Genomic DNA, 15,246 nt, shown 5'->3' with positions numbered 1-15,246 from the left:
TATGGAAACGATCCGGGCCGCTGAGCTGTTTGAACTGACGGGGAAGGTCGTCAGCTGCGAGAGGTACGGGAACGGGCATATTAACACGACGTATAAAGTCGTTACCGACGATGGCGCCTGGTACATCCTGCAAAAAATTAATACGTTCGCCTTTCGCGACTATAAAAGCCTGATGCAGAATATTATCAGCGTCACGCGGCATCTGGCAAAGAAGGCGAAGGATCCGCGCGAGGTTTTGACGCTGATCGGGACGAAGGCCGGACGCGATTATCTCGTGACGGAAGACGAAGAGGTCTGGCGCCTATATGTCTTCGTCAAGGACAGTATCTGCTTTAATCAGCCAGACAACCCGGCTCATTTCGCTGAATCCGCCGTTGCCTTCGGGCAGTTTCAGAACCTGCTGTCCGATTTTCCCGCCGCGGAACTGACCGAGACGATCCCGGGGTTTCATCATACGGTCAAACGTTATGAAGCGCTCGACCGCGCGATCGAAACGAATTATCAGGGACGGCTGGAATCCGTCCGCCCGGAAATCGAATATGCCATGTCGGTCCGGCCGTTCGCGTCGACGCTCTTAGACTTACTCGACGAGGGGAAAATTCCGCTGCGCGTGACGCATAACGATACGAAGCTGAATAACGTATTATTCGATAAGACGACGAAACGCGGTGTCTGCGTTATCGATTTGGATACCGTCATGCCGGGCCTGTCGGCGAACGACTTCGGCGATTCGATCCGTTTCGGCGCGGTCCGCGCGGCGGAAAACGAAAAGAATTTATCGAAAATCTATCTTCATCGCGACTACTACGAAGCCTATACGAAAGCGTTCATCTCCGAGACGCGCGAGAAATTGACCGAAACTGAGCTGCGGCTGCTCCCGATCGGGGCGAAGATGATGACGCTGGAATGCGGCGTGCGGTTCCTGGCGGATTATCTCGTCGGCGACAAGTATTTTCATATTCAGTACCCGGACCAGAATCTGGACCGCTGCCGAACGCAGTTCCAATATGTGCGCGACATGGACGCGAACTGGGATTATATGAACGAGGTCGTCGATCAGGCGATCGCTGCGCGATAGATTTTCGGCCTCCCGCTGGTTTCGCCCTGGAACGGTCTGCCGTTTCAGGGCGATTTATTAAATCGCAGGCGACCCGATCCGCGTTGGCTTTGTGGACTGAAAGAAAGAAACTTGCAAAAGGTTCTAAATACATTATATAATAATAAGCGTATCACTTCTCACCATAAAAAAACCTCTGATCAAAGGAACGGATCATAGATGAGATTTTTCAAGTTGCTATTTCGCAAGTTAAAGCAAAAAAATAAATCCACAAAAAGCAAGAATTCCGGGAATCTTCTTCATCGCCTGAGAAACCTTTGGAAGACGCTTTCTGGCGCAAATCGCGCTAAAACGAAGCCCCGCCGTAAAAAAAAGAGCAGCCTGCCGAGGGTTTCCGGCGTACAAATTGAATCACAATCTGAATTGAAGTATATTCAATGCTCAAATGAAACAGGGTCAGACATAGAAAATCAACCGACCAAAGCCTCATCCGCAAACGAGCCAGAGCCAGTCACGTTGCAGCCGGGCGAATCGATCCAACCAGCGGAACCGATCGAGGCGTCAGACCCCGTCTCTCAACCCGTAGAAATCCCTCCTGCGAAAGAAATAACTCCGACCGTTCCGGCGATCGAGCCCGAAGCTTCCGCGCAGGAGCTGCCTCCGCCTGGTCCCAATGCCATGAACCCGCTGAAAGACGCGCTACCCTCCGTCAGCAAACTCGCTTCAACCCCAGCAGAAATCAAAGCCAGAAATGATGGAGAAGAAGAAAATCCGATCGCGAAGACAACTGAAACGAATCATCCAGCTGCCTCATTCACTCAACAGGCTCCTCACTATGAACCAGCCGCCTCGACAGACCTTAAAGAACGCTTTACTGCCTGGCTCCATGAGCAACAGAACTGTTCCGAGGTTAGCGCAAGATGGACCGCGACGATTCTAAGAAATTTACCCGCGGAATTTAGTTTTCCTGTCCCGACTTACGATTTCTACCAATGCGAATCCATTGCTGAACTGGATCAGATCATCGACGCGTACAAACAGTCAGATCATTTCAACGCACACGACAATAGATTAAAAGGGAAAGTCACACATGCGATTTCGAAGTATCGCGAATATATCCGGACGATCAATCCGGAAGCAGATAGAATAGCGCTCTATCCCGGCGGGAAAACGTATCGAACGCACTCTCTATTCAATCTATCGCAGGAAACAACAGCACAACATATCGCGGAGCTGCAAAAATATATCGTTCAGGATAACGTCGTTTATCTCCCGGCGGATTCTTCCACTTATCGAAATCTGAATTCTTTTGTATACGGAAAAGGGATCAGCTTAGAAAAATATATTGAAAAATTAGGCTTTGTACGGACGCAGCAGCGGCCTGTCCCCCAGGACGATGGAATGGAATCGGATATGGAAATTCGGACGAGCGAGGGAGATTTTATCGCCCGCGCGTTCGCGGAAAATCCTCTGATCGGAAGCGCGATCCTGACAGAAGAAGAAACCCAAACCATCCTTCAGGAAGCCGAAAAGATTCTCAAGAAAAGATTATCGGGTTCAATCAAACGGCTCTTACGCAGGGATCAGGCAATTCTTACGCTCGCCTTAACTCACTACACAAAAAACTGGGATCCGGATGTCCAGCCAAAATTCTGGGAATATGCGGCTAAGCAATTCGGGTACCTTGATAAAGATAAAATTGTTGAAGAAATCCTGAAAGGCGCCTTGGAAGGCACGCTCGATCGAAATCACAGGTTTTTTATCGAAAACGAAAGAAAACGGTCCTTCCGCAGTACCGTTACGATGCACGCTTTCTCGCCCCGTGAATCCTGGATGGCCTTTTTTGATTTTCTTTTTGACTTCTATAAAGAAAACCTGGGGTGGACGATCGATCCGGACGAACCGCTGATCGGGGACATGCTCCAGGTTCTGAGCCAGCGATTCAGCGACGAACAGGGCGTTCAATCGGAAAATCTCAACATCTCGATCAGTTCCCGAAGTTATTCGTTCCGAGAAGGGATCCGGAAACTGATTTTACTTCGGCCGAAATTTACCCGCAGCCTCGTTGTGCGAATGCTCCAGAAAATCGACTCGCTCATCAACAATAACATTGAAGAAATAAAACATTATGAGGAAAAGCTCTGCGAAGATTGGTTCGAGAGAAAACTCACGGAAATATCCGATTCAAGAAAATCCGAAAAAGATCGAGCGAGCGAGCGGCGGGAAATCGTCTGGGACTATTCAAAAATCCGAGCCAGATTTTATTTGAAAAATGAAGACGAACTTCAAATTGGATTGCCTGAAATCCGTCTTCAGCGAACGATCGAGCCAAACCTGACGCTCGAAGTTTACAGCGCGGACAGGCTTATTTCAACTTGCTCAATGGCATGGTACGGGAACGAACTGGGCAAGACGCTGAAAAGTAAAACGATCGATCTTCATTCGCTGATAAAGAATGAATTTCCAGGTCAGCTTCGCCTGCGGCTGGCCAGCGAGGAGGAAGCGATTTACGATTCTGAGGAAAGACTCTATCGGACCCGGTTCCTGTTTTCCGGGAAAAACGAACTGACCGGTTCGATCCTTCCGCCGGGAGATTACACGCTGATCCTCCCGTCTGACAAACGGGTTCAGGTCGAACGCGGAGAGCAATCGCCGATCCAGCCGCTGAAAGTCCCAGCGGCGAACGGGTATTTCGTTGAGTTAGAGCCCGGATTTATCGTCAGGATCGATTCAAAAATCGCTTATTACGACCGCGGCGAAACCGAAACTGAGTTCCGGATTCTTTCGCCTCAAGAATCGGAATCGCTTCCGACTTATATCGAGGACGAGGAAGAATTCGAATTCGCGGATCGAAAAAGCGCCTGCCATCTTGTTCTAAGCCGGCCCGAGGTTTCAACCCGATACGTTATCCGGAAAGATGAGGAACGAATCGATTTATCAGCGTTGGACTGCAACGAGGAAAAAACGCTCTACGCCTTGCCGCTGGATAACGGAAAAGACGTCTGCAGAATTCGCATCCTGGACCTCGGCGAAGAAAAGCTCCTTTTCAAGCGGGATTATCTCCTGATCGACCAGGCAAGCTGCAAATTTTCGCGCGAGTTTTACTATTCCAGCGAAGATTATCGAGACGCGAAAGTGGAAATTCAGTTGGATGAGCTGTCGGAATCGATCGATTTTTCCGCGGGTGACGAATTCATATCGTTCCCATATCGGAACGGCGACGTTCAGATCGCGATTCCCAAAATCACGCTTTCCGAGTCCACCGGTAAATGGCTGAACCCGCCGGCTTCCGCCTGGTATTATCGGGATATTGCGCAGGACAGTCGATTACAGATTACGGCTCCAAAGGGCGCTTCAGCGTCATTGCTGATTGACGGAGAGCCAACCCAGTTTGATAAAAATGGCTCGATGCTGATCGGGAACAAGCTCCATTCGATAACACTGCCGAACGCCAGGGTCCATCTCGATTTAAAGATCGAAAGAAATCAAACTGCAGCGACATACCCGCTTGGCTCCGTCTTCTTCAAAGAAGGGTTCCTTCGCAGGCCGAAGCTTTGGGAAGAGAACGGGGTCTTATTCTGGGATCTGGGCGGCGCTTTTATCGGAAGTCCGAATCAAAAGTTTATATTGACACTGAAACTCGGATCGAACGCGCCAATGACGTTCGATTTAGACGAATCCACGGACAGCCTCCTGCTTCCGGAGAACGTACCGGGAGGCGAATATCAGTATAAAATCGCGATCCGATCGAAGAGCCTTTTCAGTCAAACCGAAATTGAACTCGCGCAGGGCGAATGCATTATTGGCGATAAGAATCTGCTGCGTTTCCAGAACCGCCGGATCCGGATTCCGTCCATTACCAACGGTGAAAAAACGATCGAGGTCCATCCATGTTATATCGATCAGATTAAATTCGAGGGAATTCAGCCCACGTCCGAAGGCAACTGCCCTGTATACAGCGGAATCCTCTTTCGCTATAAAGATGGAAATAATCGGAAGAATTTCTCATCCGAAGCGTTTACCGATGAACGCGGGATTACGCGCTATCAGGTTAACCCGGTCCTTGTGATCTATATCGGGGAAAGGACGATGAGTATTACCAATTCGCATGGAGACGGCTTTTACTATCGGAAAATATTTGATGAGATGACGAAAACCGAGTATAGTCTGACAGATCGAGAGCCAAATCAAAAAAATAAAAATCGCTACGATTCTGTTGATTTATTTTTTTACACGACTGAAAGGCCATAGCTGATGTTTGACCCGATCCAAGCCTCACAAAATATTAAAGACGAATTTATCAGTTATATTACGACATCCTTTAATATCGCCGACCCGGATTATTCGGAACAATTCCGAAAGGCACTCCAGAAAGAAGGCGCAGTCACAAAAGGTCCTTTCCTGGAGATCAGCGATTCCTTTAAAAAGGGCGCCAGCCTCGCCGCGCTGATCAAAGAAGGCGTCATATCCGATTTATTCAACGAATTAGAAGGCGATCTTCCGGACGGCGAAAAGGAAATCCAGCTTAACCGCGGCTTATATCTGCACCAGGAGCAGGCGATTCGAAAAGCCAATCAAGGAAAGAACCTGATCGTCACGACCGGGACCGGCTCCGGGAAAACGGAGTGCTTCCTGATTCCGATTATCCATCACCTGCTGCATGAGATCGAAGATGGGGAACTTGATTCGGGCGTCCGCGCGATCCTGATCTATCCGATGAACGCGCTGGCGAATGATCAGATGAAAAGGCTTCGCAAACTATTCAGATACTATCCGAAAATTACGTTCGGCGTCTACAACAGCAGCACGAAAGAAAAAGAAGAGCAAGGGCGAATCGGGTACGGAAAAATATTTAAAGACGCAACTGGAAAGCCGATGACGCCGTTGAAAAACGAAGTCATCTCGCGCGATCAGATGCGCGCGACCCCGCCGCATATCCTGATCACGAATTACGCAATGCTTGAATATATGATGCTGCGGCCAAAAGACGATCTGGTCTTTTCTGGCGCAAAGCTGCGATTCCTCGTTCTGGACGAGGCGCATATCTACCGCGGCGCAACCGGAATGGAAACTGCGATGCTCCTGAAACGTCTCAAGGCCCGGATCAGCGATCCGGACAACGTTTTGCATATCCTGACGAGCGCGACCCTCGGAAAGAAAGACGTAAACCCGGAGATCGTCAAGTTTGCAGAAACGCTTTGCGGCGCAAAGTTTCGGTCCTCCGATATTATTCGCTCCGAACGAATTCCGCCGGATTTCTCCGACGCTCCGCTCGATATCCCGGCGAAGCTTTTCGCGGATCTGTCCGATCCGAATAAGCCGCTGAACAACATTGTCGCAGATTACGGGTTAGCGATTCCGGAAGGGCAGGCGGACGCAGAATATTTGTATGATCTCTGCACGCGGGCGACGCTTTATCGGGAGTTGCGAAAAATCCTGACGGAGCCGATGACGATTCCGGAGATCACGAAGGCGCTTCAAAAAGATCACGAAATAACCGATCAAGACGTTATTCATATTATCCATATCGCAGCGCAGGCTGTCAAAAACATGACGCCTCTGATCAAAGCCAGGTATCATCTGTTCGCCAAAGCGCCGGAAGGCATGTACATTACCTTGGATTCATCAAAAAAGCTGATGTTGACGCGGAAAAGTACGATCAAGCTGCAAGGAGAAGACAGGAAAGTTTTCGAATGTGCGGTTTGCGATGATTGCGGACGCGTCGCGATCGTCGGGAAAAGTTTCCAGGATAAGATTGAATTTGGGTCAGGCATGTTTGATCAGGATATCAGCTTTTATCTCATTCGCGATCCGAAAGATTCGGACCTGGACGAGTACGACGAAGAAGACGAAGCCGACGGCAAATCTCAAAGCGACAGTATCGAAATAGAAGATTATCTGATCTGCGCGGCCTGCGGATCGATCTGCGATGAAAGCCTGCGCGGGAGAAAACCGTGCGACTGCGGAAAGAATCAATATATTCAGGTCCGAAAAGCGAAGCCTTCGTCCGGAACGAATCATTCCCCCAAATGCCCAGTCTGTAAGCAGGGCTCCCTCAAATTGTTCTACCTGGGGCAGGAGGCGGCGACGTCTGTCCTGGGAACGTCGCTTTTCGAAGAGCTTCCTGAAAGCGAAAAAAGGCTGAAAAGCGAAATCGACGAAGCCCGCCCCGCGAAGAGCGGCTTATTCGGAGCCGCCAACCGAACCCAGCCGGTCGAAAGAATTCAGCGTGCAAAACAATTCCTGACCTTTTCAGACAGCCGCGGAGAAGCTGCTTTTTTCGCTTCCTACATGCAGGCGTCCTACGGAGAATTCCTGCGTCGCCGAGGAATCTGGCATGTCGTCGAGAAAAATCGCCGGAACATGGCGAATCATCCCTGGGAAATTCAAGCCTTCGTAGAAGAATTGACTGCATATTTTGATTCATGCCGGACGTTCGCGGATCCCGGAGACGACGGTTCGAGCAACCTCACTGCAATCAGTCGGAAACACGCCTGGATCGCGGTATTGAACGAGATGGTCAACGCCCGCCGGTCGACCAGTCTCGTCAGCCTGGGACTCATAAAGTTCAATTACAAAGGCAACAGTCAGGATATGATCCAAAACGCTGCGAGGGAGCTTGGCCAAAAAGCTGAAGATACGCAGGCGTTATTCGACCTTCTCGTCATGGATATCGTTTATCATGGCGCGCTGGAAGGAGACTGCGAATTGACAGATTCCGATCGCGATTATATTTTTTACTCGACGCGCCCGAAACGCTTCAAAATATTGAAAGACCGCGATCAGGATACAAAGAAAACGCACCTGCGCGGATGGGCCTGCGCGATTCGAGACAACGGCTCGCTCATTTCCAACAGCCGGCTGAAGCGGGTCATGAAAGCGCTTGACAAGAATGAAGCCGCTGCGAACGAGCTTTTAAAGGATTATTGGAATGGGGTACTCTGCGGCACGGAGGGACTGTCCTCGGCGGATAATCAGGAATTTTATATCCATACCAATCGATTCACGATTCAGGCCGGAACCGAAGCGACCCCGCTCTTCCGCTGCGACACATGCGGAAAAGTTACCATGCATAATTGCAAAAACTTTTGTCAGAACGTACGCTGCGGCGGGCGGCTGCAGCCGATTTCACGCGAAGCGATTCTCGCAGAAGATCACTATGCAAAACTCTATCAGTCGGAAGAAATGAAGCCGCTGCATATCAAGGAGCATACGGCGCAGCTGGGCCGCGAACAGCAGCAAAAGTATCAGGAGATGTTCATCAATAAAAAGATCAACGCGCTGAGCTGTTCGACGACGTTCGAAATGGGCGTCGACGTCGGCGATCTGGAAACGGTCTTCCTGCGGAATATGCCGCCGTCCCCGGCGAATTACGTTCAGCGCGCCGGCCGCGCCGGTCGGGGGCTCAACACGGCGTCATTCTCGCTAACCTACGCGAAACTTAGCTCGCATGATTACACGTTTTATAGCCAGCCGACGAACATGATCACAGGGAAAATCGGCGTCCCACTTTTCGCCGTCCGGAACGAAAAAATTATCCTGCGCCATATCTTCGCGGTCGCACTCAGCGCCTTTTTCGCGAAGAACCCGGACGTATATAACCTGAATGACGCAGACGTATTTCTCAACGGCGACGGCTGGGAAAAGTTCCGCGAATATCTCGCGGGAAAGCCGGCAGATTTAAAGCGCGTTTTACTGCGGTCCATACCAGAGAACATGCACGCTCCAATGGGCCTCGCGGATTACGCCTGGACGGAGAGACTGATCGGCGCGGACGGCGTACTGAAAATCGCGGTTGAGGATTATCGAAAAACGATCGAGTTTTACGAAGCGGAGGTTGACCGCTTTTTCAGAGAAGGAAACGTCCAAAAAGCCGCGGCGATTGAAAACAAACTGAAATCGTTCCGCCGGGGAAAAGAAGATCAACGGGGCAGGAATGAACTGATTGAATTCTTAGTCCGGAATAACGTCCTTCCCAAATATGGGTTCCCGGTCGATACGGTTGAACTTCACCAAAACGCCAACGCCCAGTCTGATAAAAAGCTGCAGATGGTTCGCGATTTGCAGCTGGCAGTTTCGGAATACGCGCCGGATTCGCAGGTTGTCGCCGACGGGAAGCTGTATACGAGCCGATACATCCGGAAATTGCCGCTGAAAACGGGGCAGGATTGGGAAATCGCCTATATCGCGCAATGCAAAAATTCAGCCTGTATGACTTGGAACTATCGAACGATTCAACCGAATGAGAACGAAGAACTCTTCTGCATCGCATGTCATGAACCGATCAGCCGCGGGCAGTGGCAGCAGGCGATTGAGCCGCGGAAGGGCTTCATCGCCAGCGCAAATCCAACCGACGTCCCGATGCGTAAACCGGAAAAAGCCTATCGCAGCGAAGACTGCTACATTGGCGACACGCAGCGCCAGGTTATTGAACAATTCAAATTTATTTTGAAAAATGGGAATCAGGTTCAGCTGGAAACCTCCGTCAATGATTCTTTGATGGTTGTCTGCACGGATGATTTTTATGTCTGTTCGCATTGCGGCTACGCGGAAAGTCTGAGCGAACAGAAAAAGAAGGAAAATTCAAATTCGCACAAGAAAACGCTTGAGAAAAAACATTCAACGCCCTGGGACACAAAATGTGAGAATAAACTCTTTAAAAATAAGCTCATCCATGTATTCAGGACAGACGTCGTTCGAATAATCTTCGACCATCCGCAAGCGGGAGACTATAGCGTCATGGTATCTGCGATGTACGCGCTGCTTGAGGCGTTATCGGCAACCCTGGATATCGAGCGGAACGATATTAAAGCGTGCCTGCAAAAAATCCACTCAGGGAAAAATCTGATCTACGCGATTGTATTGTACGACGCCGTAGCGGGCGGCGCCGGGCACGTCCGAAGGATCGCGACGAGTGACGGCGCGGTCTTCCGCCGGGTCATCAAAAAGGCGATAAAAATCACGACGGAATGCACCTGCTCGCCGTCCTGTTATAACTGCCTGCGCAACTATTACAATCAGAAAATCCACGATATCCTGAACCGCGAATACGCGGCTGATTTCCTGAAAAAATATGACGACGCGATCGAAGCAACGGAATCCCATGAAAAAGACGGCGCCTCATCGTGACGCCATCTCCTGGATTCATCCGCTTACACCAGCTTGAACCGCTCTGGAACAGGGTACTTTGGACATTCCGGCGCGCGATGAAGCTTTCCAGATCACTCATCCACCCACAACGAGGTCGTCAATCAGGCGATCGCTGCGCGATAGATTTTCGGCGTCCCGCTGGTTTCGCCCTGAAACGGCCGACGGTTCCAGGGCGAAACCAGCGGGACGCCGTATTTCACTTAACTTAGCGGTAATCCTCGCGACATCCGATTGTTTTTCTGATCCAGGCGTCCAGAAACCGCATTTGCGCCTCTGTATGAAACCAATGCCCGCCGCCATCCATAACAGTGAGCCTTCCGTTATGTTTTTCTGCAAAAGTCGTTACGATATCAATAGATGTCATAACATCCTCGCTGCCATACAGAATATCGGTCGGAACATTCCAAAGGATCGGATTATTCCGAATATAGCAAAGATATTCCCATGACAGTTCTTCACCAAAGTCATTTTTTATGACGCCCTTTTCCCTTAATTCCGACTCAGTAACCTTCACCCGGCGCATCATATCTATGATCAGGCTCTCCATATCAACGATCGGAGAAATAAAATAAGCGTGCGCTATCTCTTTCTCGATATCTGCATGCATCGAGAGGAATGCGCCGATACTGTTTGCAACCAAAATCACATTTTCATATTTGACGCTCAACGACCTGGCCGCTTCCCTTATTTCATCTCCCGCCGCCCATGGGGTATCGTTTTTATAGTCCAGTCCAAATACATCACAGAATGGAAACAATTCTTTATAATGATCCGCTTCCGCTGCATTCCCATCTTTCCCGTGGATATATAAAACTGCATTTATCATAATATGATCACCAGCATTTCCTTTTCTTCAGAGATGGAAGCTTCTCGCGCATGGACGCGATCGAATCAACGGAAAACCATGAAAAAAGACGGCGCCCCATCGTGACGCCGTCTCCTGGATTCATCTGCTTACACCAGCTTGAACCGCTCCGGAACAGGGTACTTTGAGACATTACGGCGCGCGATTTCGTTATGCCGCGCGATAAAGCGTTCCAGATCGATCGTCCGCAGCTCTCCGCCCTCGACAACGATCTTCCCATTGATGACCGACAGATCGACCTTTGGAACGGAACAAAGGAACAGCGACGCCAATGGGTCATGCACAGCGCCGCCGGCCAGGCCGATCGTATTCAGCGGCACGCCGATAAAGTCCGCCGCCATCCCGGGACGCAGCACGCCGATATCGTCGCGGCCCAGGACCGAAGCTCCGCCCGTCGTCTCCATCCTGAAAACCTCGCGAATCTTGAGCGCGTTCGCCCCTTTCGCAACCCGCTGTAGAAGAAGCGCCTGCCGCCCTTCGTTGATCATGTGACTGCAATCGTTCGAAGCCGAACCGTCGACCGCCAGCGACACGCGCACGCCCGCGTCCAGCATCTCGCGAATCGGCGCGACGCCCGAGCCTAAGCGCATGTTTGACGACGGACAATGCGCCACGCCGGTACCGGTATCCGCCATCAGCTGGATCTCGTCTGGCTGGAGGAAGATACAATGCGCCCACCAGACGTCTTCACCAACCCAGCCCAGTTTCTCCATATAGCGCGCCGGGCGCATATGATGCGTTCGGGCGCACCACGTTTCCTCGTCTTTCGTTTCCGCGACGTGCGAATGCAGCCGGACGCCGTCATACGACCGCGCCATCCGCGCCGATTCGACGAGGATCCGCTCCGTGACGTTGAACGGCGCGCATGGAGCGAGAACCAGCCGGCACATCGAGTAGCGCGACGGATCATGATACGTTTCGATCAGCCGCTGACTGTCGGCCAGAATTTCATCTTCGCTCTGGATCACGTGATCCGGCGGTAAGCCCCCCTGGCTTCGCCCCAGCGTCATCGACCCGCGAACGGCATGGAACCGCATCCCAATTTCGGACGCAGCGCGAATCTGGTCGTCGAGTTTTGAATCGCCGGGCCAAAGATACTGATGATCGCTGGACGTCGTACAGCCGGAAAGAATCAGCTCCGCCATCGCGATCGTCGACGAAACGTAGGTCGCTTCCGAATCGAGTTCGCTGAAAATCGGGTAAAGCCGAACCAGCCAATCGAAAAGCTCTTCGTCCTGCGCGCCCGGGACCGCCCGCGTCAGCGTCTGGAAAAAGTGATGATGGGTATTAACGAACCCCGGTAAAATAAATTTTCCCCGCGCGTCGATAACGCGGTCCGCGGTCGCTGGCAGCTCAGACGTTAGCCCGATTTGTTCGATGACGTTATCGCGGACGAAAATCGCGCCGCCCTTCATATCGCCCAAATCGGTGTCGTTTGTGTACAAAGTGTCAATATTTTTTACGAGTAGCGTTGCCATTTTCTGCTCCTTTTCAGATATAGAGCGTTTCCCATCCTGATTTTACTATACTTGTCCGACACGGCAATCCGTCAAAAATCACCTTTTTCCCGGACATTTCACCGGGTTATATACAGCCGGAACATCACGAAAAAACACGCGATCGATACGATCAGGAAGCTCCGATAACAGAGCTGCCGGATCGCACGGACGCGTCCCAAATCGATCGACGCGACATCCAGATCATTCGATCTGCGCTTGAACAGGACAAAAATCAGCGGCAGCAGCGTAAAGTAATACCGTCCCAGCAGTCCGCGGATCACCGGAGCCCCAACCGGCGTTTCTTTCAGAACCATAATCGGCGTCAATATCAGTGATAAACCGACGACAGCCCCGGACGCAGCTCGAAGGATCCAGCGTATCCGAACCGCGTCGCGCTCCAATAAAGACTGCGTCCCAATGATCAGGAAAAGCGCCAGGATCATAAGATCCGGAATCGTTTTCTCCGTCCAGCAGAGCTTCGATCCGGCCGCCTCGATAAAACTCAGGATCCCGGTCGCGCGATACGTATTCCAGGCCATGTTCAGGAAGCGGATCGGATCGGTAAACGCGAAAGAAGCCGTCAGCTTCCCGTCATCGCCCATTCCTAACTGAAAATGGCTCCCGCTCAGGATCGCCGGATTGAAAACAAAGAAGGATAAAAGGCCGACCGCGACGATCGACGCCATGATCCAAAGCGTTCGCTTCGCTTTCCGATTTGGAATCGCCAAAACGATCGGCAGCAGGAGCAGCGCGCTTCCGCCTTTAACCGCGCCAGCCAACGCCGTCCAGACGATCGTCTCAGCCCACGCCTTTTTTGAACCGCTATCGTAAGCCAGCCGCAGGACGTTCGCAACCCAGCAGAACCCGACAACCAGAACGACGCCATCGTACGAAATCGAGCTGCATGCGTATAACGCGCGCGGAAGCAGCGCCGTCAACGCGAATACGCTCTTTCCGATCGGCACGATCCGGATCGCATGATAGCACGCAAACAGATACGTCAGAATCATCATCAGCCTCGCCATGCGCGCCGTAAAAAATCCGTTCAGGTTCAGGAGCCGTCCCAGCGCATATCCAGGGACCTGCGGGAAATAGCTGAGCGGGGAATAACTCGAAAGGCTATCGGTCACATAGCGATAATTTCTCATTTCACCGCCAAAACCGAATTTCGCCGCGTTCTTAATTTCTATCATGTAGATCTGTCCTGACGGATAAAGCAGCAGGCCCTCCGCGTTGTTGCCATAATAATGCGCGTCGGTATCGCGCACGAGCCACGCATGATCCCCATCGCCAATTAACAGGTTCGCCCAATGATACCCCGATGAATAATGAAAATAGGCGTCGTCAACGCAGAACGTCGGCAGGATCAGAAAATACGAAAAGACCAGCGGGACCGCCGCAAACAGGAAGAACCGTTCCGGGGTAAACGCCGCGCCCCGGTTAAAAAAGACGGCGGCGGCAAACGCCCCAAAAACGAAGAGAATCACGGCGACGGCAAAGCGATACCCATTGTAGGAATCCCGATGAAGAAAGATATGCGGCGTGCGAGTTCCGTTCCCATCCTGAAGGACCTCGATTTCCAACGGTCTTTCCGTATCCGCGTTCGTAATATAAAGAATGTACTGAATATCCGGGAAATAACCGCCTTCCAATCCAATCGCGTCCGCGGCGTTCAGCGAAACGCTCGCCCTCCCCGGATATGGAGTTTCGAAAAAGTCTTCGCCGGTAATGACCTGATCGTAATAAACGGCATGATCCTTTTCCCCGATCAATTGAACCTCAAGCAGTTCGGACTGCCCGCTCGTGATAAAGAACTCAAGCGACGTAAACCCCATCTTGTTAGCGTCGACATGGCCCTCCCAGATCGTAATCGGATCGATCGTTTCCATGACGCGCGCCGCGCCCCGCTCACGCAGCGCGTCCCAATTCATCGTCGGCGCCGAATCGATCTTCTGAAAAACCTCGGTCGAAATAAGCCGCAGCGCGGTTATCAGAACGACAAATACCAGAATCAGCTGATACCCCTTTACCCGGGTCGGATCAAAGGTCAGCACGGCAACTCCCAATAGGATTAAGAACGGAACCGCGAACAGGGGCAGCGTCTTCTTCCGATTCGCCGCGTCCAAACCTCCAAGCCGATAGGCGGCCGTTTTTCCCGCGATCCGATTTCCATTGGAAAAAAAACGGTCGCCGCCGCCCGACGTCCAAAGCGCCGCGCTGGACTCCCGATCGAACCGCGGCTGAATCGTAAAACCGGGGGCGTCCTCTGGTCGAATCGGAACGGTTCGCCCGAACGAGAATGACGTATATCCCGAATCGCTGATCTTCGAAACCGGTACCGACCAGTCCTGAAGCTTCGTCCCGTTCGCGTAAAACGCAACGTCAACCATTCCAGAAGCGTCAGGGGCTATCGCGCCAAAACGGATTTCGATCCTCCTGAGCCATGCTTCTCCGGTCAGCGCCAGCTGCTGTTCATAGACGCTTCCGCTCTCCAGCGGAAGCAGCTCGGTCAGATCAGGTCCGGGACTCAGCTCAAAAAAAGCCGTCGTTGGAAAGAAAGCGAAAAGATAAACTACGACGAGTCCCCAGAGGCCTAAAGCGGCGATCCGTTTCCGATCCTTCAACAATTTCAACTTCCGAACCCAGTCAGTCATACAGCCCCCGCAAGAAATTCA

The 15,246-nt window shown here is 51.6% G+C and carries 6 protein-coding genes; 3 read left to right on the top strand and 3 right to left on the bottom strand.

The genetic code is table 11. The features are described 5' to 3' along the window. The first annotated feature begins 1 nt into the window (after position 1). From BEQ56_07200 to BEQ56_07190, 3 genes are all read left to right on the top strand, one after another. Positions 2-1,078: a hypothetical protein gene (locus BEQ56_07200; GenBank protein ID AOH43279.1), complete on the top strand. Its 1,077-nt coding sequence runs from the start codon at positions 2-4 to the stop codon at positions 1,076-1,078. A 657-nt stretch (positions 1,079-1,735) separates the two neighbouring features. Continuing rightward, positions 1,736-5,308, top strand: coding sequence for a hypothetical protein (locus tag BEQ56_07195; protein AOH43278.1), 3,573 nt, complete (start codon positions 1,736-1,738; stop codon positions 5,306-5,308). 3 nt (positions 5,309-5,311) lie between these two features. Further along, entirely contained in the window at positions 5,312-10,186 is a 4,875-nt protein-coding gene (locus BEQ56_07190; GenBank protein ID AOH43277.1) for a hypothetical protein, read from the top strand. Between the two features lie 226 nt (positions 10,187-10,412). On the opposite strand, the gene BEQ56_07185 is transcribed toward BEQ56_07190, so the two are convergent. From BEQ56_07185 to BEQ56_07175, 3 genes are all read right to left on the bottom strand, one after another. Beyond that, the gene (locus BEQ56_07185; protein AOH43276.1) at positions 10,413-11,033 is read right to left on the bottom strand and encodes a hydrolase; all 621 of its coding nucleotides are present in this window, start codon (positions 11,031-11,033) and stop codon (positions 10,413-10,415) included. A gap of 128 nt (positions 11,034-11,161) precedes the next feature. Then, positions 11,162-12,550 carry an 8-oxoguanine deaminase gene (locus tag BEQ56_07180; GenBank protein AOH43275.1) on the bottom strand — a complete coding sequence of 463 codons (1,389 nt, stop codon included), beginning with the start codon at positions 12,548-12,550 and terminating at the stop codon, positions 11,162-11,164. 98 nt (positions 12,551-12,648) lie between these two features. After that, positions 12,649-15,225, bottom strand: a complete 2,577-nt coding sequence (locus BEQ56_07175) for a hypothetical protein (protein ID AOH43274.1) — start codon at positions 15,223-15,225, stop codon at positions 12,649-12,651. Positions 15,226-15,246 lie beyond the last annotated feature (21 nt).

The sequence above is a fragment of the Anaerolineaceae bacterium oral taxon 439 genome, assembly GCA_001717545.1.
Classification (GTDB): Bacteria; Chloroflexota; Anaerolineae; order Anaerolineales; family Anaerolineaceae; genus Flexilinea.
This window is presented reverse-complemented; position numbering and strand designations above follow the sequence as displayed.

Coding starts and splice junctions, on each gene's coding strand:
- BEQ56_07195 (AOH43278.1), top strand. CDS start 1,736: ATGAACCCGCTGAAAGACGCGCTACCCTCCGTCAGCAAACTCGCTTCA.
- BEQ56_07175 (AOH43274.1), bottom strand. CDS start 15,225: ATGACTGACTGGGTTCGGAAGTTGAAATTGTTGAAGGATCGGAAACGG.
- BEQ56_07185 (AOH43276.1), bottom strand. CDS start 11,033: ATGATAAATGCAGTTTTATATATCCACGGGAAAGATGGGAATGCAGCG.
- BEQ56_07200 (AOH43279.1), top strand. CDS start 2: ATGGAAACGATCCGGGCCGCTGAGCTGTTTGAACTGACGGGGAAGGTC.
- BEQ56_07180 (AOH43275.1), bottom strand. CDS start 12,550: ATGGCAACGCTACTCGTAAAAAATATTGACACTTTGTACACAAACGAC.
- BEQ56_07190 (AOH43277.1), top strand. CDS start 5,312: ATGTTTGACCCGATCCAAGCCTCACAAAATATTAAAGACGAATTTATC.